The sequence below is a fragment of the Camelimonas fluminis genome (assembly GCF_014656355.1).
GTDB lineage: Bacteria > Pseudomonadota > Alphaproteobacteria > Rhizobiales > Beijerinckiaceae > Camelimonas > Camelimonas fluminis.
Map to the genome: position 1 here is coordinate 1 of NZ_BNCG01000002.1, position 20399 is coordinate 20399.

At 65.4% G+C, this 20399-nt stretch carries 16 protein-coding genes; 5 read left to right on the plus strand and 11 right to left on the minus strand.

The genetic code is table 11. The features are described from left to right. Positions 1-59 precede the first annotated feature (59 nt). Positions 60-299 (plus strand): hypothetical protein, encoded by a 240-nt coding sequence (locus IE243_RS03355; RefSeq protein ID WP_444542213.1) that lies wholly within the window; start codon positions 60-62, stop codon positions 297-299. Between the two features lie 632 nt (positions 300-931). Continuing rightward, positions 932-1834 (plus strand): DUF817 domain-containing protein, encoded by a 903-nt coding sequence (locus IE243_RS03360; RefSeq protein WP_191317947.1) that lies wholly within the window; start codon positions 932-934, stop codon positions 1832-1834. Here IE243_RS03360 and IE243_RS03365 read toward each other — a convergent pair whose 3' ends face one another. The 8 genes from IE243_RS03365 to IE243_RS03400 all read right to left on the minus strand — a co-directional run bounded on the left by IE243_RS03365 (position 1835) and on the right by IE243_RS03400 (position 9881). Further along, positions 1835-2131, minus strand: coding sequence for a hypothetical protein (locus tag IE243_RS03365; RefSeq protein ID WP_191317948.1), 297 nt, complete (start codon positions 2129-2131; stop codon positions 1835-1837). A 311-nt stretch (positions 2132-2442) separates the two neighbouring features. Then, positions 2443-2937: a VOC family protein gene (locus IE243_RS03370; protein ID WP_191317949.1), complete on the minus strand. Its 495-nt coding sequence runs from the start codon at positions 2935-2937 to the stop codon at positions 2443-2445. A gap of 123 nt (positions 2938-3060) precedes the next feature. Continuing rightward, the gene (locus IE243_RS03375) at positions 3061-3432 is read right to left on the minus strand and encodes an SUF system Fe-S cluster assembly protein (protein ID WP_191318297.1); all 372 of its coding nucleotides are present in this window, start codon (positions 3430-3432) and stop codon (positions 3061-3063) included. Positions 3433-3583: 151 nt separating this feature from the next. Next, positions 3584-4825 (minus strand): cysteine desulfurase, encoded by a 1242-nt coding sequence (locus IE243_RS03380; protein ID WP_191317950.1) that lies wholly within the window; start codon positions 4823-4825, stop codon positions 3584-3586. A 143-nt stretch (positions 4826-4968) separates the two neighbouring features. After that, complete coding sequence (gene sufD, locus IE243_RS03385) at positions 4969-6288, minus strand: Fe-S cluster assembly protein SufD (RefSeq protein ID WP_191317951.1); 1320 nt, start codon at positions 6286-6288, stop codon at positions 4969-4971. Beyond that, positions 6288-7040, minus strand: a complete 753-nt coding sequence (sufC, locus tag IE243_RS03390; protein WP_191317952.1) for a Fe-S cluster assembly ATPase SufC — start codon at positions 7038-7040, stop codon at positions 6288-6290. Before sufC ends, sufD begins: the two co-directional genes overlap by 1 nt. Before the next feature lie 90 nt (positions 7041-7130). Continuing rightward, on the minus strand, positions 7131-8600 hold the full coding sequence (gene sufB, locus IE243_RS03395; RefSeq protein WP_191317953.1) for a Fe-S cluster assembly protein SufB: 1470 nt from the start codon (positions 8598-8600) through the stop codon (positions 7131-7133). Between the two features lie 114 nt (positions 8601-8714). Beyond that, a complete protein-coding gene (locus tag IE243_RS03400; protein WP_191317954.1) occupies positions 8715-9881 on the minus strand; it encodes a cysteine desulfurase family protein in 1167 nt (388 codons plus the stop codon). Between the two features lie 437 nt (positions 9882-10318). Here IE243_RS03400 and IE243_RS03405 point away from each other — a divergent pair, with 437 nt between their 5' ends. Then, positions 10319-11026, plus strand: a complete 708-nt coding sequence (locus IE243_RS03405; RefSeq protein ID WP_191317955.1) for an alpha/beta hydrolase — start codon at positions 10319-10321, stop codon at positions 11024-11026. 261 nt (positions 11027-11287) lie between these two features. Here IE243_RS03405 and IE243_RS03410 read toward each other — a convergent pair whose 3' ends face one another. Together IE243_RS03410 and IE243_RS03415 are read right to left on the minus strand one after the other, a co-directional pair. After that, positions 11288-12430 carry an anhydro-N-acetylmuramic acid kinase gene (locus IE243_RS03410; protein WP_191317956.1) on the minus strand — a complete coding sequence of 381 codons (1143 nt, stop codon included), beginning with the start codon at positions 12428-12430 and terminating at the stop codon, positions 11288-11290. Positions 12431-12794: 364 nt separating this feature from the next. Further along, the gene (locus tag IE243_RS03415) at positions 12795-13343 is read right to left on the minus strand and encodes a recombinase family protein (RefSeq protein WP_191317957.1); all 549 of its coding nucleotides are present in this window, start codon (positions 13341-13343) and stop codon (positions 12795-12797) included. 768 nt (positions 13344-14111) lie between these two features. Here IE243_RS03415 and tyrS point away from each other — a divergent pair. Further along, positions 14112-15404, plus strand: a complete 1293-nt coding sequence (gene tyrS, locus IE243_RS03420) for a tyrosine--tRNA ligase (RefSeq protein WP_191317958.1) — start codon at positions 14112-14114, stop codon at positions 15402-15404. A gap of 369 nt (positions 15405-15773) precedes the next feature. On the opposite strand, the gene IE243_RS03425 is transcribed toward tyrS, so the two are convergent. Continuing rightward, positions 15774-19304 (minus strand): DUF3971 domain-containing protein, encoded by a 3531-nt coding sequence (locus IE243_RS03425; protein ID WP_191317959.1) that lies wholly within the window; start codon positions 19302-19304, stop codon positions 15774-15776. A gap of 570 nt (positions 19305-19874) precedes the next feature. Here IE243_RS03425 and IE243_RS03430 point away from each other — a divergent pair. Then, positions 19875-20339 (plus strand): peroxiredoxin, encoded by a 465-nt coding sequence (locus IE243_RS03430; protein ID WP_191317960.1) that lies wholly within the window; start codon positions 19875-19877, stop codon positions 20337-20339. Positions 20340-20399: the final 60 nt, after the last annotated feature.

Sequence of the window (20399 nt, forward strand, 5' to 3'; positions counted from 1 at the left end):
CGCTTCGAGCATCACCATTCGCACCCCAGAGCGAAAGGTGGCGCCGGGACACCGCTTACATGAAGACCATCGCGCGCACGCCATCAGTCGGCACCAATGGCGGAACCGCCGCCGGGCTTGTCGGCGACTACGATGCGGTGGCGCGGCGGATCGCGGCGTTTCATGAGCTGGGCGTTGACACCTTCATGCTGCAGTTCCAGCCGTTCGAGCGCGAGATGCGACGCTTCGCAGCCGAGGTCATTCCGCGCGTCCGGCGATTGACTGGTGAAGTCCCGGTCGCGCCGCGGCGTGAGGCCTGAGCCTCGGGCAAAGCGGTCGGTCGGCGGGGAGATATCGCCGTGGCTTGCTGCCATTGGATGCGTCAGATCGCTCCGAACTGTTTCAGCCCCTGGAACGTCCCAATGCACGGCGTCGGGAACTCCAGGGGCTGAAAACCGCTGAAATCGCCGCGGGCCTCATCGCGGGTCGATTTGTATTCGATTTTTAGTTCCATAATATATCTTCTGCGAATTATATATTGAGCCGGAACCGTGGGTCCTGCTCCGCCGGGATTCATTCCGGGCCTGAATGGTTTGCGAAACCTGTTCGATCACAACGGTTTTCGCCGCGGTCGCCGTTGCGGCGGTCTTCTGGCGACGCCCCGCGCAACTGGCTTCCGCACCGGCCGTTTGTCAGGCCTCTCCTGTCTCCGGGCCCGCAAAGTCGCTGGCCCGATCCATCGCCTGAAACCGTCAGGATCAGCATGTCGGCCTGGTTGTGGGCCCCAGCCATGACCGGCGCGGCCCGCTCCCTGGCTTTCCCGGCGCGCCTGAACCGTTTATCCCGGATGGCAATGATCCGGCGGACGATGGCCGCGACTCGCGCGCAAAAGCCAGCTCCGCCCGGCGAACTGGCCGCTGGCGGCGAATGATGGATGGAGCGACGGTTTTCCATGAACGATACGCGCGCGCTGGAATTGCGCCTTGGCCAGATGGTGCGCCGGCGCTTGCCCTGGTGCGTGGCCGAATTCGTCATGTTTGGGCTCAAGCAGGCCTGGGCCTGCCTGTTCGCCGGCCTGCTGCTCGGCGCGATTCTGGTCAGCCGGCTGGTCTGGCACGCGGACTGGCCAGTGGCGCGCTATGATGCGCTGTTTCTCTTCGCCATTGCCGTACAGGCGCTGTTTCTGGCGCTGAAACTGGAAACATGGACAGAGGCGCGGGTCATCCTGGCTTTCCATATCACCGGAACCGCCATGGAATGGTTCAAGGTGAGCGCGGGATCATGGACTTATCCGGAGGCTGGATTTTTCCGCATCATGGACGTGCCGCTGTTTTCCGGCTTCATGTATGCGGCGGTCGGCAGCTTCATGGTCAGGGTCATACGCGTCTTCGAGATGCGCTTTACGCCCTACCCGCCATTCTGGTTAACCCTGGCGCTGGCCGCGGCCATCTACGTCAATTTCTTCGCGCACCACTTCCTGCCGGATCTGCGCTGGGCGTTGTTCGCCGCCACCATCCTGATCTACGGCCGCACGCGCATCTGGTTCAGGCTGGCGCGCTGGTACTGGATGCCGCTGCCGCTGGCGGCGTTCTTCTCCAGCCTGTTTCTCTGGGTGGCGGAGAACATTGGCACACGCACCGGCACATGGCTTTACGCGGGGCAAAAAACCCCGGAGCTGGTGTCCTTTTCCAAAATCGGATCCTGGTATCTGCTGCTCTACGTGAGCTTTGTCACCATCTCCCTGGTCACGCGGGAAACCATGCTGGGACCGACGCCATCGCCTGGCGACGCCGGTTCCGGCAAGCATGCTCCGGGAGGCTTCTCCCGCGAAACGGACGCTGTTTGGCGGCAGTGATCAGGCGCGGACGCCCGTGAAACCCCAACTGCCGATGAATCCCGCCGATACCTTGCCATCCATGTTGTCGCCCGCGACGCTGCCCTTGAACTCCAGCGTCAGGGGCATGGGGCTGGTGATCTTGATCTTCCACGAGACATCGTCGCCAGACGTTTTGCCGTCAAATATCTCGCCGGCTTCTTGATCGGCGCTTTGCGTGCCCGTCAGGGCGCCGCCATTGGCCGTCAGGTTCACGGTGGTGGTCCGTTCGCCCATCGGGGTCTGCATGATCAGATTCCAGGCGCCGTCAACAGCCATTGCAAACTCCATATATCGTCATTGAATACATCGCCCGACACAGGCGAGAGACGGCGCAGCATGCTTTTTCCTGACGGATGAAGCAACTCGTCAGATGGTAGAAGCCTGACTGTTGTGACGGCTATTGGAAATATCCTGGGCATTGGCGGTGCGCACGGCCATTGCCTGCGCCTTGCGCGGGCAAATTCCAACAGCTGTATGGGCGTTCATCAGAAGCCGGTGAGATCGTCGCGTCGCGCCGCGCGCGCGATATCAGGCCCGGCGCAGCCCTGACCAATGCAGAGTGGATGCAGGAGGTCCGTCCGGCTGGATCAGCCGCCGGATATGGGCCAGAGGCCGGGCGTCGCCAGTTCAAGCAGGTGGCCGTCTGGATCACGGAAATAGATGCTGTGGCCGCCCTTGGGCCAGTCGGTGCGGCCCTCGATGGCGACGCCGCGCGCTTCAAGCGCCATTTCCCATTCCGCCAGACCTTCGCGGCTCACGGCGAAGGCGATGTGCTGCTGGACACGATCGCCCGCCCCGTTTTTCGGGTAGCCGTGCGGCGGAATGGTTCCGCCCGGCATATGCACGGTTTCACTGGTGGAGCCGTTCTGGAACAGCAGCAACACGTTGTGGTCGCCAGCCGCATAGGCCCGGAACCGTCCGTCCGCCACCAGGGGGCGCAATCCGAGGATGTTCTCGTAAAAGGCCGCCGCTCTCTGCAGGTCGTCCACATAAAGCGCGCTCTCAAGCACCTGGCCAAGAGGCGGTGGGTTATGAGACGGCGGCGGGTTATGAGGCGGCGGATTGTGGCTGGCGGCGGTCATCTGTCACGCTCCTTTCAGGCGGCCCCCACGAAATGGACCCGTCCCGTCAGGAGAATGCGCCTTGCCGGGCAAGGTTCCGGACAAGGGAGCCCGCGTCGCGCCCGCCACGGCGCCTCCCCGGGCTTACCACACGTCGAGGGCGACGCGGGCCTCGTCTGACATGCGGCTCTGGTCCCACGGCGGATCAAACACCATCCGGACATCGACGCCGGATACGCCAGGCACTGTGGCGATGGCGTTTTCCACCCACCCGGGCATTTCTCCCGCCACCGGGCAACCCGGGGCAGTCAGCGTCATATCGACGTCAACGTGACGGTTGTCATTGATTGCGACCCGGTAAATCAGCCCAAGTTCGTAAATGTCGACGGGGATTTCCGGATCATACACGGTCTTGAACGCCGCGATGATCTCGTCCGTCAGGCGATCGATTTCTTCCGGCGGCAAGGTCGACGACGGCGTGACGTCAGGAACGTTGGGCGCCGGTCCGTCGGTCATCTGGTTCTGGGTCACTTCGTCATCTCCCGGGAGCGGACTTCCGTGTGGGGCTCCACCCAGCGGAACCGCTCCTGATCCGGCTGGCCAAAGGGTGAGGCCGCCGCTCAAACATGCATCCGAGCCGACGGCATACACCCATGGCGTGGCCATGTCATCCAAACATGCGCTCGGCCTTGCGCAGCGCTTCGACCAGCGCGTCGACCTCGTCGCGGGTGTTGTAGAGCGCAAACGACGCCCTGCATGTGGAGGTGGCGCCGAAGCGCGTCAACAGCGGCATGGCGCAATGGGTGCCGGCCCGCACCGCCACGCCAGCCCGATCGATGATCGTGGCCACGTCATGGGCGTGGGCGCCGTTCATCTCGAACGACAGGATGGCGCCCTTCCCCGGCGCCCGGCCGATGATGCGGATGGCGTTCATCTCGCCCAGCCGCTCATGGGCGTAGGCGCTCAGTTCCGCCTCGTGGGCATGGATTCGGTCACGGCCGATGGCCTGCATGTAGCGCAGCGCCGCGCCGAGGCCGATGGCCTCGACGATCGGCGGCGTGCCAGCCTCGAAGCGGTGCGGCGGCGTATTATAGGTGACCGTGTCCATGGTCACCGTCTCGATCATCTCGCCGCCGCCGTTAAACGGCGGCATCTTCGCCAGCAGGTCATGCTTGCCGTAGAGCACGCCGATGCCGGTTGGTCCGTAGACCTTGTGGCCGGTGAACACGTAAAAATCGGCGTCCAGATCACGCACGTCGACGCTCTGGTGCACCGCGCCCTGGCTGCCATCGACCAGCACCGGAACGCCGCGCGCATGGGCGATGCGGATCATCTCCTTCACCGGCGCGATGGTGCCCAGAACATTGGACATGTGGGTGATGGCGACGATTTTGGTGCGGTCGGTCAGCAACTTCTCGTAGGCGTCCAGATCCAGCACGCCTTCATCGTCGACAGGAATCCATCTGAGGACGGCGCCCTTGCGCTCGCGGTGGAAATGCCACGGCACGATGTTGGAGTGGTGCTCCATGATCGACAGAACGATCTCGTCGCCCTCGCCGATCGCCATGCGGCCGTAGCTGTCGGCGACCAGATTGATCGCCTCCGTCGCCGAGCGGGTGAAGATGATCTCGTCGGCCGAGGCGGCGTTCAGGAAAGCGCGCACTGCCTCACGGCCATCCTCGAACGCCTCGGTGGCGGCGTTGGCCATATAATGCAGGCCGCGATGGACGTTGGAATAACCGGTTTCCATCGCCCGGGTCATGGCCTCGATCACCGCGCGGGGCTTCTGGGCCGAGGCGGCGTTGTCGAGATAAACCAGCGGCTTGCCGTAGACCTGCCGGGAGAGAATCGGGAAATCGGCGCGAATGCGCGCGAGATCGAGAGGCGCGGCGGGCGTGCTGTCTGTCATGGAGACATTCGCGGGGCTGCCCCCGCCCTCCTGAAAATCTGGCTTGAGCACATGGGAGCTGGCCAGATGTTCTGGCCGGAAGCGCCCGATCGCATGCGGCGCCGGCGCCGCATGCACTGTTCGCAACGGGATGGCGAAGCCGGTCAGCCGCGCGCGGCCAGCCAGCCTTCCACCAGAGCGACGAGGTTGTCGCGCACGTCCTCGCGCGCCACGAATTCCAGCGGCTCGCCCAGGAACGCCTCGACCATCAGCGCCTCGGCCTGCTTGCGCGGCAGGCCACGGGCCATCAGGTAGAACAGCAGATCGTCATCGAGCTGGCCGCAGGTGGCGCCGTGGGCGCACTGCACGTCGTCGGCGAAGATCTCCAGCTCCGGCTTGTTGTTCATCGTCGCGTTTTCCGCCAGCAGCAGCGCGGCGGACATCATGCGTCCGTCGGTCTTCTGGGCGTGCTGCCGCACGATGATCTTGCCCTGGAACACGCCGGTGGACTCGTCGTCCAGCACCGTCTTGAACAGCTCGCGGCTGTTACAGTTGGGCACGGCGTGATCCAGCGTCAGCGTGGTGTCGGCGAACTGGCGTCCGCGCAGCATGGTGGCGCCGCCGATGGTGATGTCGGCGCCCTCGCCCGCGCAGCCCAGAAAGATCTGGTGCCGCGACATGGCCGGGCCGGTGGTCAGCCCGAACGAGCTGAAGCGCACGTCGGCGCCGAGCGAGACGGACAGCGTCGACACCGCTTGGGCGGCGTCGCCTTCGGCGTTGATCCGGGTGTGGTTCACGCGGGCTCCGTCGCCGGCAATGATCTCCACCACCGCGTTGACCTGGTAGGCCAGACCGCTGGCGCCGGCGTGGGTCTCGATCAGGTCGAGACTGGCGCCGTCATCGACGATGACCAGCACGCGCGGCGCGGACGAGAACGGCGCGTCGGCGGCGTTGGCGAAGCGCAGTTGCAGGCCAGCGTCGCCGGCCTCCTTCGACACCCGCACGATGGCGCCTTCCGCCATGAAGGCGGTGTTGAGCGCCAGCATGGGGTTGTCCTGGGCCAGCTCCAGCGCGCCAATGCGGCCGGTCAGGGCGTCGCCCGCCGCCAGCGCGGCGTCCAGCGCCACGATGTCGACGCCAGCAATCGCCGGCGGCTGCGAAACCAGATAGCCGTTGACGAAATCCAGCGACGGGATCGCCAGCGGCGCCGGGAACGCGGCGTTGTGGGCCAGCACGGTGGCCGCGACGGCGGCGTCCGGCCGGGCGGCCGGCTCCGGGGCGTCGCGCAGCAGGGCGCGCAGGTCGGTGTAATGGAACTCCTCGATCCGGCGGGTCGGCAGACCCGTTTTCTCGAAGCGGTCGAATGCCTCCGTGCGGCGACGCCCGGTTGCGCTGTCGCCTGGCAGGGAGTTGGCGGCGGCCTGGAAACGCGCGATCAGCGCGGCCTCAGCGGCGGTCCGCAACGGCTTCACGTCAGCGCCCATTATTCAGCAGCCTGCTGGCGGTAGTCGGCGTAGCCGTTGGCTTCCAGCTCCAGGGCCAGCTCCTTGCCGCCGGTGCGGACGATGCGGCCGTTGGCCATCACGTGCACGGTGTCAGGCACGATGTAGTCGAGCAGGCGCTGGTAGTGGGTGATCACCAGGAACGAGCGGTCGGGCGAACGCAGGGCGTTGACGCCGTCGGCGACAATCTTCAGCGCGTCGATGTCGAGCCCGGAGTCGGTCTCGTCAAGAATGCAAAGCTTCGGCTCCAGCAGCGCCATCTGCAGGATTTCCATGCGCTTCTTTTCGCCGCCCGAGAAGCCGAAGTTCAGCGGGCGCTTCAGCATCTCCTGGTTGATCGAGAGTTCTTCAGCCGCCTCGCGCACCCGGCGCATCAGGTCCGGCGTGGTCAGTTCGGCCTCGCCGCGCGCCTTGCGCTGGGCGTTCATCACCGCCTTGAGGAAGGTCATGGTGCCGACGCCGGGGATCTCCAGCGGATACTGGAAGGCCAGGAACACGCCGAGAGCGGCGCGTTCGGCCGGGTCCAGCTCCAGGATGTTCTCGCCGTCGAGCAGGATCTCGCCGTCCACGACGGTGTAATCCTCCTTGCCGGAGATGACATAGGAGAGCGTCGACTTGCCCGAGCCGTTGGGGCCCATGATGGCCGCGACCTCGCCCTTGTTCACGGTGAGGTTCAGGCCGTTGAGAATGCGCTTGTCATCGATGTCGACGACGAGGTTCCTGATTTCCAGCATGGTGCAATTCCGGTCGTTCGGGCCGGGCGTCGCGTCCTGCGCGCCTGTCCGCGGCCCATTGGGTCTGTTGTTCGGTTGGGGCGGCGGGGGTTAGCCCACGCTGCCTTCCAGCGAGATCGAGATCAGCTTCTGCGCCTCCACCGCGAATTCCATCGGCAGATGCTGCAAGACGTCCTTGACGAAGCCGTTGACGATCAGCGCCACAGCTTCCTCGTCCGACAGGCCGCGCTGCATGCAGTAGAACATCTGGTCGTCGGAAATTTTCGAGGTGGTCGCCTCGTGCTCGAACACCGCCGAGGCGTTCTTCGACTCGATGTAGGGCACCGTGTGGGCGCCGCACTGGTCGCCGATCAGCAGCGAGTCGCAATTGGTGAAATTGCGCGCGTTCGACGCCTTGCGGTGAGCGGAGACCTGACCGCGATAGGTGTTGTCTGACTTGCCGGCGGCGATGCCCTTGGAAATGATCCGGCTCGTCGTGTTCTTGCCGAGGTGGATCATCTTGGTGCCGCTGTCGACCTGCTGCCGGCCGTTGGAGATGGCGATCGAGTAGAATTCGCCATTGCTGCCATTGCCGCGCAGGATGCAGGACGGGTATTTCCAGGTGATGGCCGAGCCGGTCTCGACCTGGGTCCACGAAATCTTCGAACGGTCGCCGCGGCAATCGCCGCGCTTGGTCACGAAGTTGTAGATGCCGCCCTTGCCTTCCGCGTCGCCGGGGAACCAGTTCTGCACGGTGGAGTATTTGATCTCCGCGTCCTCAAGCGCCACAAGCTCGACCACCGCGGCGTGCAACTGGTGCTCGTCGCGCTGCGGCGCGGTGCAGCCCTCCAGATAGCTCACATAGGAGCCCTTGTCGGCGATGATCAGCGTGCGTTCGAACTGGCCGGTGTTGCGCTCGTTGATGCGGAAATAGGTCGACAGCTCCATCGGGCAGCGCACGCCCTCCGGGATGTAAACGAACGATCCATCGGTGAAGACGGCGGAGTTCAGCGTGGCGAAGAAATTGTCGGACGCCGGCACCACCGACCCGAGGTATTTCTTCACCAGCTCCGGATGCTCGCGGATCGCCTCGGAGATCGGGCAGAAAATCACGCCGACCTTTTTCAGCTCTTCCTTGAAGGTGGTGGCGACCGACACGGAGTCGAACACCGCATCCACGGCGACCTTCGACGTTTTCACGCCGGCCAGCAGCTCCTGCTCGCGCAACGGGATGCCCAGCTTCTCATAGGTCTTGAGAATTTCCGGGTCGACGTCGTCAAGCGAATCCGGGCCGGAAAAATTCTTCGGCTCGGAATAGTAGTAGGCGTCCTGGTAGTCGATCTTCGGATAATCGACGCGCGCCCATGTGGGCTCGACCATGGTCTGCCAGCGGCGGAAGGCGTCCAGCCGCCATTGGGTCATCCACTCCGGCTCATTTTTCTTGGCCGAAATATAACGCACCGTATCTTCCGAAAGGCCCTTTGGAGCCTTTTCGGTCTCAAGCACGGTTTCAAACCCGTATTTGTACTGGTCTACGTCGATCGCCTTGACGCGGTCGACGGTTTCCTGCACGGCGGCCATCTTGTCCTCCTGTCACGGCTTCAAGGGCCGTGGGCTGGCCAGTCACGGCGCGCTCCCGAAGGAGCGGCCAAATCAGATTTCACCGGCGACCTGGCGGTCGCCTGTCTGCCGGCGTCATACGCCCGCCAGCGCGCCTCTTCGTTCGCGCGCGCCGGCCACGCAGGCGGCGAACACGTCTGCGAAGCGCGCAATGTCGGCTTCGGTTGAATTCCAGCCGGTGCTGATGCGCACCGCCCCCCCTGCGATGTCCTTTGTTACTCCCATGGCTTCCAGCACATGCGAGCGCCTGACCTTGCCCGACGAGCAGGCCGAACCGGACGAGAGGGCGATACCCCGAAGATCGCACTGCATCAACAGGGTCTGCGCTGAAAAGCCGGGCGCCGCGAACGCCGTGACATTGGGCGCGCGCGTCGCGTGCTCGCCAAAAATCACCACGTCAGGCGCGATATCGCGCAACCGCCGTTCGGCAAGGCTTTGAAGCTCCCGGCAATGGGCGGCATTATGCTCAAGCTCTGTGGCGGCAATGCGGGCGGCGATCCCGAAGCCGCTGATTCCGGCGACATTTTCGGTGCCGGCGCGCGCGCCCCGCTCCTGGCCGCCGCCGCGCAGCAGCCGGGTGTCGAGCGTGACGAAACCACCGCCAAGCGCGATGGCGCCAACGCCCTGCGGGCCACCAATCTTGTGCGCAGAAACGAACAGCGCGTCCGCCCCCAGGGCGGCCATGTCGACCGGCAGTTTTCCGGCCGCCTGAACGGCGTCGCACGCCAGCACGCCGCCAGCGGCGTGGATCATGTCCGCCGCGATGGCCACGGGCTGGATGACTCCGGTCTCGCTGTTGACCAGCTGGATGGCGAGCAGCGCCGGGCCATTGGCGTCGAGATCCGCGCGCAGCCAGTCAAGATCAATGACGCCGTCGCCGTTCACCGGCGCATGGCTGACCCGACCCGCGGCGAAACCGTGACCTTCCAGAACGCAGGGATGCTCGGTCGCCAGCGCGATCAGCCGCGCCGGCTGCGCCCCATGGAACGACAGCCCGCCCGCCAGCAGCGTATTGGCGGCCTCGGTGCCGCCGCTGGTGAAAATAATGTCCTGGCTGGCCGCGCCCACCAGCAGGGCGACCTCATCGCGCGCCTGCTCGATGGCCGCCCGGGCCCGCCGCCCCTCAGCATGGATCGACGAGGCGTTCCCGGCGGCGCACAGGGCGTGGATCATCGCATCACGCACGGCGGGTCGCGCCGGCGATGTCGCGTTATGATCCAGATATATGCGCGCGTCAGTCATTCGTGCCGCCCCTGAAAGGCCGCCGCCCCGCCAAATGCCTGGCCGGGCGAACGCAATCCTTGCAATGGACCCCTCTCGCCATGTTAAACAGGCGCTCGCGCCTGCCTCCGGGCCAGACGCGGCGAACGCATGGTCGTGCGTAAGGTCCTGTCGCGGCCAGGCCCCTCAGGGCGTCCGCCTCGCCTGCCATATGGGATCCACGCAACGCGGGCGCCATGGTCCGTGCATCGCGGTTGGGGACCGGGGGCCGGATTCTGCTGGACGCCGACCGGTCAGACCCATGCCGCGCCGCGCCCCGGAGACCTGTTGCGAACCGCGTGTTAATGTGCGTAGAACCGTTCTAAGCCCTTTTTTAGGCCGACCTGCCCTGAAGTCAAGCGCCTGCCGCGCCTTGACGTTCCAGAGGCGCACGGTCAGCCGCATCAGCAAGGTTGAGTATGCCTGAAGTCATCTTTCCTGGCCCTGCCGGACGCATCGAAGGCCGGTATCACCCGTCAAAGCGCAAGGGCGCGCCGATCGCGGTGATCCTGCATCCGCACCCGCAGTTTGGCGGGACGATGAACAACCAGATCGCCTACAACCTTTATTACACCTATGTGAAACGCGGCTTCTCGGTGTTGCGTTTCAATTTCCGTGGCGTCGGCCGCAGCCAGGGCAGCTTCGACCATGGCGTTGGCGAGCTCTCTGACGCCGCCGCGGCCCTTGACTGGGTGCAGTCCATCAACCCTGAGGCCCGCACCTGCTGGATCGCCGGCATCTCCTTCGGCGCCTGGATCGGCATGCAGTTGCTGATGCGCCGCCCGGAGATCGAGGGCTTCATCTCCATTGCCGCCATGGCCAACCGCTATGACTTTTCCTTCCTTGCGCCCTGCCCTTCGTCCGGCCTGTTCGTGCATGGCTCGGAAGACCGGGTCGCGCCGGTGAAGGACGTGGTGCCGGTGATCGAGAAGGTGAAAACCCAGAAGGGCATCCTGCTGGAGCACGCCGTGATTGAGGGCGCCAACCACTTCTTCGACGGCAAGGTCGATGAACTGATTTCGGTGGTGAACGACTATCTCGACCAGCGGCTTGGCGCCGGCGAGGAAGAAACGGCCGCGTTGCCGCCACCGCCGGACCCGGTCGAGGAAGAGGTCGAGGAAGACTGACGCCACACCGGCCACGGCCCCGTTTTTCCGCGCCAGTCACTCCGAAGGCCGCCTGATCAGGCGGCCTTTTTCTTTTCGCACGCCCCGGGCGTGCTGCGCGACGGCCTGCCGGGGGCATCCCCGTCCGGGTTGCAACGGCGCCGTCCGGCCCCCTTTGCCCCCTTGATCGCATGTATTGCGATGCGGCCCTGCACGTCGGGAAACGCGCTGGCGCGCTGGCAATCCGCCAGTCGACCAGAGCTTCGGAAGCTGGCTGCCGGATCAGGCCGGTTCGGCGAAAGCCGCGCTTTGTCGCAGCGGCGGCGTGGCGAGCACGCCCCCGACCATCGGTGCGGGCGCGCCAGTCGTGGCGGGCCAGGTGAGCGGGAGCCCGTCGAGGCTGCGGACGGCAAGAAAGGCAAAGGCTTGCGCTTCGATGAAGTCGCCATCCAGTTGCGCCTCGTCGGCCGGGATGATGCGCGCCTGCAGACGCTCCCGCAACAGACGCATCAGCTCCGGGTTGTGGGCGCCGCCGCCACAGACAATCCAGCGCGCCGGCGGCGGGCCGCCCGACGCTTCTACGGCTCTGGCGATGGCGCGGACAGTGAAATGCGCCAGGGTGGCCGCCCCGTCCGCCGTGTCCAGATGCGCCGCCACGCCAGGTGAAAACCAGTTGCGATCCAGCGATTTCGGCGGTGGCGCGTCAAACCACGGATGGGACAGCAGCCAGGTCAGCAGGGCTTCGTCCGGGGCGCCCGCGGCGGCCGTGGCGCCGTCAGCGTCCATGCCTGCGCCGGTGCGGGTTCGCATCCAGTCATCGAGCAACGCATTGCCGGGCCCCGTGTCGAAAGCGGCGAGGGATCCGCCTGGGTTAATGAAGGTGACATTGGCGACGCCGCCGATGTTCAGGAAAGCGACAGGCGGCGCCAGGCCAGCCCAACGCGCGAGGGCGGCGTGAAACACCGGAACCAGAGGCGCGCCCTGGCCGCCAGCCGCCACATCCGCCGCCCGGAAATCATGCACGACCGGGATCCCCGTCGCTGCGGCGAGCCCGGCTCCGTCGCCAAGCTGCACGGTGAGGCGGGCCTGCGGGCGATGCAGCACAGTCTGGCCATGAAAGCCGATGACGTCGACATCCGATGGCGACAACCCGTTGCGGCTCAAAAAGTCATTCACCGCCCCGGCATGGGCGGCGGTGACCAGCCCCTCGGCCTTGGCAAGCGCCGGCGGCCTGTCCTCGCGGCGCGCGAGCGCCGGCGCTTCGGCCATGGCCTCCGCCAGAATGGACCGCTCAGCAGGGCTGTAAGCCCGGTAGCCAGTCGGGCCGAAGGCCGAAATGGTCTCACCGTCCGTTTCCAGCAACGCCACGTCGACGCCGTCCATCGACGTGCCGCTCATCAGGCCAATCGCCCGCCGGACAGTCATCCTGTGCAACTCCTTGACCGGTTATGGAAGGCTCTCCGCAGCGGCTGGCCCAAGGTCCGCGACGCGCCGACCTGACCAGCGTTCCGCAGGGACGCCAGGCCAACCGGCCAAACATAGCAGCGATTCTGGCTGTGCAGGAGCCGGGAGCGTCGCGGGATGACGCGGGGCCGCGCCATTCGTGCGGGCGCCCTCAGGGGGCATGCGGAGATCTGGATCAGGTCGCGCGGCATGCCGGCATGGAAGCAGCGCGTCGCATCCGGGCGTATCCGTCGAGCGGCATGCCGTTTCGCGCTTCGATGGCTCACGCGGAGTTCGGGGATTCCGTCAGGCGTCGCTTTAAGGAGCTGCTTTCAGGTTTCCGTTTTCAGGTTTCCTGGAGAATTCTGTAAATCGTCGCGGTGGAAACGCCAAAGCGTCTGGCGACCTGCCGGGTGGACATGCCCTGCTCGGTCACGAGGCGTTGGGCCCGCTCGCGTTGTGCGCTGGTCAGCACAGCCGGGCGTCCGCGCTGCCGCCGTTCCTGCTCGTCGCCGCGGGCTTCCACTGCCCCTGTGGACATCTCAGCTCGCGGCGATGGGCGGATCCGTTCCGCCAGGTATCTGGACACCGGCAGCAGTGCGTCGCCCAGGGGCGTGCCAGGCGTGACGTCGTTGTCGCCTACCTGTATGGCTGCCCCAGTTTTCGAAATTTTTTCAAGCGAATAGATGATGTCTTCGAGGCTTCGGCCAAGTCTCTCAAGGGATGCAATTAAAAATACATCTCCCTGCCGTAAAAATGCGATCGCATGCGCGAGCGTTGGCAGCCGGCTTTCTGGCGATTCTGCCAGGAAGATACGTTCAGCGCCGCTGGATTCGAGGAAGGTTTTGTCGCTGACATGGCCCTCCCCCGCGGCCTGACCAAAACCAATCCGCACCCCTCCCCCCTCACGTTCAGTTTATCAGACGGGTTTCCATGACCTTTTTATGCATTCGGGCGCACATGCAGCCGGAGAACAGGTCTATTCGCCAGTTCCGTCCTGCATTCTCTCTGGCGTCAGCATATCGTTCCTCATGGGGAGGATCGGGTGAACCCCATGTATCTGGTAGGACCGATGCGCACATGTAGATATCCGCCCGTATCCTTTACTTCCGATCCTGACTCTGCATAATTTCAAAAATATTTTGCATAAACGCGTATTTTTGAGAATTTTTTGCAGCTCCGCAAGTTACTACGCCAAAGGTAGCATGTGAAAGCTTGTATTTTGGCGCCTGGCTGCCTTTGCCGCGCGTGGGCGCGCCCGGAATTTACCGCAAGCTTGACTGTGGGGCGGAATTTTGTCCTGAAAATCAGAAGCATGCGGAGCGCGCGTCTCGCCCCCTGGATGGGCCATGCGTCGCCCACATCCCTGGATGCCTGAAAAGGCCATCGCTCCGGCCTTGCCGTGCGCGACGCGACGGTTCAGGCGCTGGATCTCGCGGGAGAGGGATTGATTCGGCGCTCCCCTGACGCGCCATATGGCGTCGCGTGATCCTGCGTGATCTCGCGGCGTAAAGATGTTACACGCGCGCCAGCCAGATGTGCGCCTCCTCCCCTTTCCGGCCGCCGCCATGCGCGACGCTTGAATGGAGGCTGGAGGACACGGGGACTTCCGGCCCGATCGCCGGGCGCGTCTCCGCCAGAGAAATAAAAGGTGAGCGAGCTGATGACCGCGCCAAAATCCGACTTTCTGCGCGTCCTGACCGAACGCGGTTACATCCACCAGTGCTCGGACCTGCCGGGGCTGGATGAGAAGGCGGCGTCGGGCCAGCTCACCGCTTATGTCGGCTACGACTGCACCGGGCCGTCGCTGCACGTTGGCCATCTGCTGTCGATCATGATGTTGCACTGGTTCCAGCAGACCGGCCATCGTCCGATCGCCCTGATGGGCGGCGGCACCACCCGTGTCGGCGATCCTTCCGGCAAGGATGAGAGCCGCAAGATCCTGACGCTCGATCAGATTGAAGAGAATAAGCAGAGCCTGCGCACGGTGTTCTCCCGGTTCATCGATTTTGGCAACGGCCAGGATGGCCTGGCGCCGGCGCCGCATGGGGCTGGAGCCGGCGCGTCCGCCTTCATGGTCGACAACGCCGAATGGCTGGCGCCGCTGAATTACATCGATTTCCTGCGCGATGTCGGCAAGCATTTCTCCGTCAACCGCATGCTCAGTTTTGATTCGGTGAAGACCCGCCTGGAGCGCGAGCACGAACTGTCGTTCCTCGAGTTCAACTACATGATCCTCCAGGCTTACGACTTCGTGGAGCTGAGCAAGCGGCACGACTGCGTGCTGCAGATGGGCGGCTCGGACCAGTGGGGCAACATCATTAACGGCATCGACCTGGGGCGCCGCATGGGCCGCCCCCAGCTCTACGCGCTGACCTGTCCACTGATCACCACCGCCTCCGGCGCCAAGATGGGCAAGACCGCCAGCGGCGCGGTCTGGCTGAAGGGCGACATGCGCAGCCCATATGAGTACTGGCAGTTCTGGCGCAACACCGAGGACGCGGACGTGGCGCGCTTCCTCAAGCTGTTCACCGTGCTGCCGCTGGACGAGATCGCCAGGCTGGCGGCGCTGGGCGGCAGCGAGGTGAACGAGGCCAAGAAGATCCTGGCCACGGAAGCCACCGCCCTGCTGCATGGTCGCGAGGCGGCGGACCAGGCGGCTGAAACGGCGCGCAAGACCTTTGAGGAAGGCGCCCTGGCGGCGGATCTGCCCAGCGTTACCGTTGCGTCCGCCGATCTGAAGGCTGGCCTCGGCGTGCTCGCCGCCTTCGCCAGCGCCGGGCTGGTGGCTTCGACCAGCGAGGCGCGTCGCCAGATCAAGGCCGGCGGCCTGCGCGTCAATGATGTGGTGGTGACTGATGAGCGCGCCGCGCTGACAGAAGCCGAGCTCACCGGCGACGGAGTCATCAAGCTCTCGTTTGGCAGGAAGAAGCACGTCCTGCTGCGCTTCGCGTGAAGCGACGTGGAGCGCGTTCCGGCCAAACGGCGGCGTCTGGCTGATCAGAATGCGCTCAAAACAGGAAAACCCGGAGCGGCCGCCGGTCCACATTGACCGGAGGTCGCTCCGGGACTGCGATGATCCGGGGCGGCCGCGAGGCTGCCCTTTTTGCATGCGCCGCTGTCGATTGGCGGGCTTGCATCAGCTCCCCAAGCGAGTTGCGCGGGTGAATCTGGTTCAGGCGAACCAACCGCAGGCGAGCAGGCGCATGCGGCCCCATCACCGCCTGAATGCGCCTGCTCCCGCGCTTCGCGTCACCATGCATGAACCGGGCGCGGGGCTTGCCATCCGCTGGCCGATTTCCGGGCGTGCTCCAGCCGGCTGGTCTCAAGGGATGCGGCCTGGTGGCGTCGGCGGCTCCGCCTGCGTCCGGCCGGAGCCATCCGGCGTGAACACCTCCAGGAACTTGCGAAAAATCCCCGGGGCCACGGCGGTGAGCGGATTGACCGTCAGCGTTGGCGCGCTGGCTGGCCCCGTGATGCGGAAGCTGACCGCGAACAACCCTTCATTGGCTCCGCCGCCAATCAACGGTCCCACCAGCGGAATACGGGCAAAGGCGTTGTTGAGGGCGTAGGCGGGGATGAACGTGCCGGTCAGATCCGTGCGGTCCCGCGCAAAATCGACGGTTCCATCAAGCTTGATGCCCACCTGCGGTCCCCAGATAATGCCATCGCGCAGTTGCACGCGGCCAGCCCTGCGGTCGAACGAGCCTTGCAGGCGCTGGAACGCCACTTCGGAAACATTGATGCGCTTTGAACCGCCGGCGGGCTGGGCGGCGACGATGCGCCCAAGCGCGGGTTCATCACGCAGGGTAAACCGGGCCACGTCGATGGAGCCGCTCTGGCCCTTGCGTCCGAGCTGGGCCGAGATAACCAGGTCGCCGCCATACATGCGCTTGTAGAGGTCGGCGAAACGCAGCAGCGCGCCAGCGTTCGAGGAACGGACCTCCAGCTTCTCCATCATGTCCGCCTGAGGCGAGAGGCGCAGCGACGCCGAGGCCTGGCCAAAGCGGCCATCCATCGCCGCCTGGCGCACCTGGCCGTTCCGCGAGGTCAGCTTCAGCGTGGCGTTGGTGAGCGATTCATCGTTGAAGCCCGCCAAAATCGCGCTCGAGAGGTCCAGGTCAATCTTGGGCGCGTTCGCGCCGCCGCTGGCCTGACCACTCCTGCCGCCGTCGTCGGTGATGATGGTGCGCAACATGGGTCTGGCGTCGATGAGTTGCCCGCGCACCGTCACCTTGTAAACGTCATCGACGCGTTCAACGTCGACCCGCATGTTGTCGGTGGGCGACATGCGGAAGCCGGCGAACCGCAGCCGCTGAAACGCCCCTTTCGCGTCAAGCTCCAACATGCCCTTGCTGGCGGAGACGTTGCCGGCGTCGAGAGCCAGGTCGGATAGCCGCCAGGCGGCGCGTTGGGTTTCCAGCAGGAAGGAGATGCGCCCTGGTTTTCCGGCGGGCTTGGACCAGCCTGGCAACAGCCCGGCGATGCGCGCGCGGGTCAGGTCCACCTCGACCCGTTGGCCTGCAGTTTTCGCGGCGTCCTGCCCGCCGTCGACGTCCTCCAGCGGCAGGGTCGCGTGAACCGTGACCGGCCCTGAAAATCCTGAGCCAGGATTGACGTTGAAACGCGCCCGGGCCGCGTCATCAAGCGTCGCCGCGACCCGGATTTCTCCACCGGAGCGGCTTGTGCGCGGCTGGCGCAGATCCAGATTCACCGGCACGGATGCAATGCGCCCCTCGCCCTTCAACTGGCTCTGGGCCTGGTCAACCAGCACCTGGAACGCCCCCGCCTCAAGGCTGTGCTCGCCCATGACCTGAGCAATCGTCACATTGCTGAGCGAGCCGGAAATCTGCGGCTGGATCTCGACTGTCTCCGTGGCGGGCTTCAGGGGGATTGTCAGGCCGACGCTCAATTGCGCCTGGCCGGTGATCTTGGCCGGATCAATGGGCGCGGCGCCCAGGCCGGCGCTGGCCATGACCCGCATCAGGGTCGGAAGATCGCCGTTGACGCGGAAGGCGACGTCAGCCGACGGAGCGGGGCGCTGCGCGGAATGAATCACCACCTGGCCGCCGGATATGGGCAACGCCGGTCCGTCAGCCGGCGTCATGCGCGCATCCTTCACGGCGATGCGCGCCTCCACGCCGGTTACGGCGGCGGTCGCGGAGGCGTGAACCGGCGGCGTGTCCGGTGAAGCGCGCCAGACCGCGTCGCTCATGCTGACGTCGACAGCCAGCTCGTCCGCGCGCATGGGCATGCGCTGGCGCGCTTTCAGGATGTCGTCGCGGGTCATGCGCACGCGCACGTCGAAGCTGTCGACGCGGCCGGACGTGAACGTGCGCCCCATGTAGTCGCGCACCGCCCTGGCGGAGAAGGATGGCCACATGGCGAGGGCGGCGCGGGTTTCGGCGTCTTTGCCGACGATGGCGAGGCTGACGCCATCCCCGGTCGCGGCGCCGCCCAACTGGCCGGTCACCGAGACGACCCCTTTGCCGGTTTCCACATCGAACTGATCGATGCGGGCGCCGCCGTCGCTGACGCCCGCCAGACGCGCCGTGACCCGGTTAATGGGCAGCGGCGCGTCGCCCGGGCCAAAGGGAGCCGCCAGCGCGTCGGTGGAAGAAAGCTGCAATCGCCACGGGTCTTCACCCTCGCCGCGTTCAAGGCCGCCCGACGCGGTGACATGGTAGCCATCCCAGGCGGCGTGAAGCCGGTGGATATCGAATTTCTGCTCGTCGGACCGCCAGCTTGTTTCCAGTTCCACGGCGCTCATGGTGAACTGCGGCATGTCCGGGTCATCCGTGTGGATCACCGCCGGGGCGCCGCGCACTTTCGCCACAAGATCCACCAGGGCGCCGTCAGGGCGCACCGCTCCGGTGATTGAGCCGGACAGCGGCATGTCGGTCCATACGGCCTTTTCGCGATGGGAGAAGGCCTGCAGATCCGACACGGGCACATCGCGGAAGGTCACGTTGGCGACGCGCTTTTCTCCTCCACGCCCGGAAACGGCGCCGTCGAGCCGCCAGCGGCCCTTGCCGCCTGTCAGCTCAAATGAAAAGTTGCGCAGGGTATCCTTGGGCCGGCTGAAGCTCAGTTCGGCGTCGCTAAACTGGAACCGTTCGCTCCCATCCGCGCCAACCAGAATCACCCGCGCGTTGCTGATGCTGGCCTCGTCTACGCCGCCAAGCAGGCCGTCGCTCTGGGTCAGCAGTTCGATGGCCGATGCGACGCCTCTTGCGATAGCTCCGGTTAGCTGGCGGGGCGGCTGGGGCGTGGTGGAGGCGTCGGCTGTTCCCGTTTTCGGGGGAGCCGCGATCGCCGGATCGGATTCGGCGCCCGCCTGGAACGATATCTGCCCGTCTGGCCCCATCTCCAGCCGTAGCGCCAGGCCGCGAAATTCAATGGAGCGAGGCCGGAATTGTCCCCAGACCAGACTCCATGGGTCCACGGCGACGGTCGCTTCCGGCGCTGCAATGGCGCGTTGGCCGTCAGGCGCGAAAATGGCGACGCCCTGCAGGGTGAGCGCCGGGTTGAAGCCGGCGTGGTTGATGGCCGCCGCACCAATCCGGGCCTCCCACCCATTCCCGATGTGCCGGTTCATGGCCGTCGCGACGCGTTGGGAGAGGCCCTCGATGGCGATAGGTCCGATCGCCAGGCGCACGGCCAGCACGCCAGCCAATAGCGCCACGAAGCCGAGACTGAGCGCGACAAACAGACCGGCGACCCGGGCTGAACGCCGGGCAAGGCTCCTGCGGCCACCCCGCGCTGCGTTGCGTGCGCGGTCCTCCGGCTGGCGCGCTGAAGCTTCGCCTTTCTTCCGGCGCAGTTTGAAGCGCGTGGGCGGGGTCAACCTTGGCAACCGGGCGTATTCCCTTCGTTCAGACGTACGGCGGGATCAGACAAGCTCCAGCCGGGCTGGCCGGGATGCTGCCCCATGTTTCTGGCGCGAGGCGCGCTCTGGCGCCCCTTTCATGTAACGCGGCCGCTCCTGGCCCCGGCGCGCCGTCGCCACAAACCAGGGCGGCGCGGCCGCCTGGGACGGCGGGCGCACCAGCTGACGGCCAGGGAGGATTCGGGCAAAACGGGATCCTGCAGAAGGATGCCCATGTCCAGGATCCTTTGGCCCAAGATCCTTTGGCCCAGAATCTCTTGGTCAAAGATCCTTTGGCCCAGAATTTTTTGAGCCCGGAGGTCCTTCCCATGGATTGGGCGCCGGATGTATGGCCCGCCGTCGCCAGGGCGTGCGCAGGGGGTTGCGGCGACAGGACAGGTCTGGCAGTTCGACCGCTGAATGGTGAGCCTGCCCTCCAGAGCAATACGATTCTCGGTCCGCCGGCCACATTTTTTCTGACCGCCGGTTACAAATGGATAACGCCGCAGCTTGTCCGCTGTTGGGATCTGCCGGGATTCTCCTCGGAAAGGAATGCGTATGCCGCTTAAAGAAGGCTTTCTGGCGCCGGATCTCCGGCTACCCCTGGGCGCTGGCGGGGAAGTTTCGCTCGCCGGTCTCGGGGGGCGGAAAGTGGTTGTGTACTTCTACCCAAAGGACAGCACGCCGGGCTGCACGACGGAGGCGCTGGAATTCAACAGCCTGAAACCGGAATTCGATGCGGCTGGCGTCACCGTGATCGGCGTTTCGCCCGACGCCGTCGCCTCCCACCAGAAATTCGCGGCGAAGCATGGGCTGGATCTGGCGCTCGCCGCCGATCCGGAGTTGACGACGCTGGAGGCGTGGGGCGTCTGGGTGGAAAAAAGCATGTATGGCCGCAAATATATGGGCGTCGAGCGGACCACCGTGCTGATTGGCGCTGATGGCAAGATCATTCGCATCTGGCGCAAGGTGAAGCCTGCGGGGCATGCCGCCAGCGTGCTGGCGGCGGCGCGCGCCGCCTGACGCAGGCGCCGGCTTGCGCGGCGGCCAAAACGAAGGCCCGGCTCCTTGCGGAGCCGGGCC

Excerpts from the sequence above, each read along its gene's own strand:
- IE243_RS03355 (WP_444542213.1), top strand. The coding sequence starts at position 60 with ATGAAGACCATCGCGCGCACGCCATCAGTCGGCACCAATGGCGGAACC.
- IE243_RS03360 (WP_191317947.1), top strand. The coding sequence starts at position 932 with ATGAACGATACGCGCGCGCTGGAATTGCGCCTTGGCCAGATGGTGCGC.
- IE243_RS03365 (WP_191317948.1), bottom strand. The coding sequence starts at position 2,131 with ATGGCTGTTGACGGCGCCTGGAATCTGATCATGCAGACCCCGATGGGC.
- IE243_RS03370 (WP_191317949.1), bottom strand. The coding sequence starts at position 2,937 with ATGACCGCCGCCAGCCACAATCCGCCGCCTCATAACCCGCCGCCGTCT.
- IE243_RS03375 (WP_191318297.1), bottom strand. The coding sequence starts at position 3,432 with ATGACCGACGGACCGGCGCCCAACGTTCCTGACGTCACGCCGTCGTCG.
- IE243_RS03380 (WP_191317950.1), bottom strand. The coding sequence starts at position 4,825 with ATGACAGACAGCACGCCCGCCGCGCCTCTCGATCTCGCGCGCATTCGC.
- sufD (WP_191317951.1), bottom strand. The coding sequence starts at position 6,288 with ATGGGCGCTGACGTGAAGCCGTTGCGGACCGCCGCTGAGGCCGCGCTG.
- sufC (WP_191317952.1), bottom strand. The coding sequence starts at position 7,040 with ATGCTGGAAATCAGGAACCTCGTCGTCGACATCGATGACAAGCGCATT.
- sufB (WP_191317953.1), bottom strand. The coding sequence starts at position 8,600 with ATGGCCGCCGTGCAGGAAACCGTCGACCGCGTCAAGGCGATCGACGTA.
- IE243_RS03400 (WP_191317954.1), bottom strand. The coding sequence starts at position 9,881 with ATGACTGACGCGCGCATATATCTGGATCATAACGCGACATCGCCGGCG.
- IE243_RS03405 (WP_191317955.1), top strand. The coding sequence starts at position 10,319 with ATGCCTGAAGTCATCTTTCCTGGCCCTGCCGGACGCATCGAAGGCCGG.
- IE243_RS03410 (WP_191317956.1), bottom strand. The coding sequence starts at position 12,430 with ATGACTGTCCGGCGGGCGATTGGCCTGATGAGCGGCACGTCGATGGAC.
- tyrS (WP_191317958.1), top strand. The coding sequence starts at position 14,112 with ATGACCGCGCCAAAATCCGACTTTCTGCGCGTCCTGACCGAACGCGGT.
- IE243_RS03430 (WP_191317960.1), top strand. The coding sequence starts at position 19,875 with ATGCCGCTTAAAGAAGGCTTTCTGGCGCCGGATCTCCGGCTACCCCTG.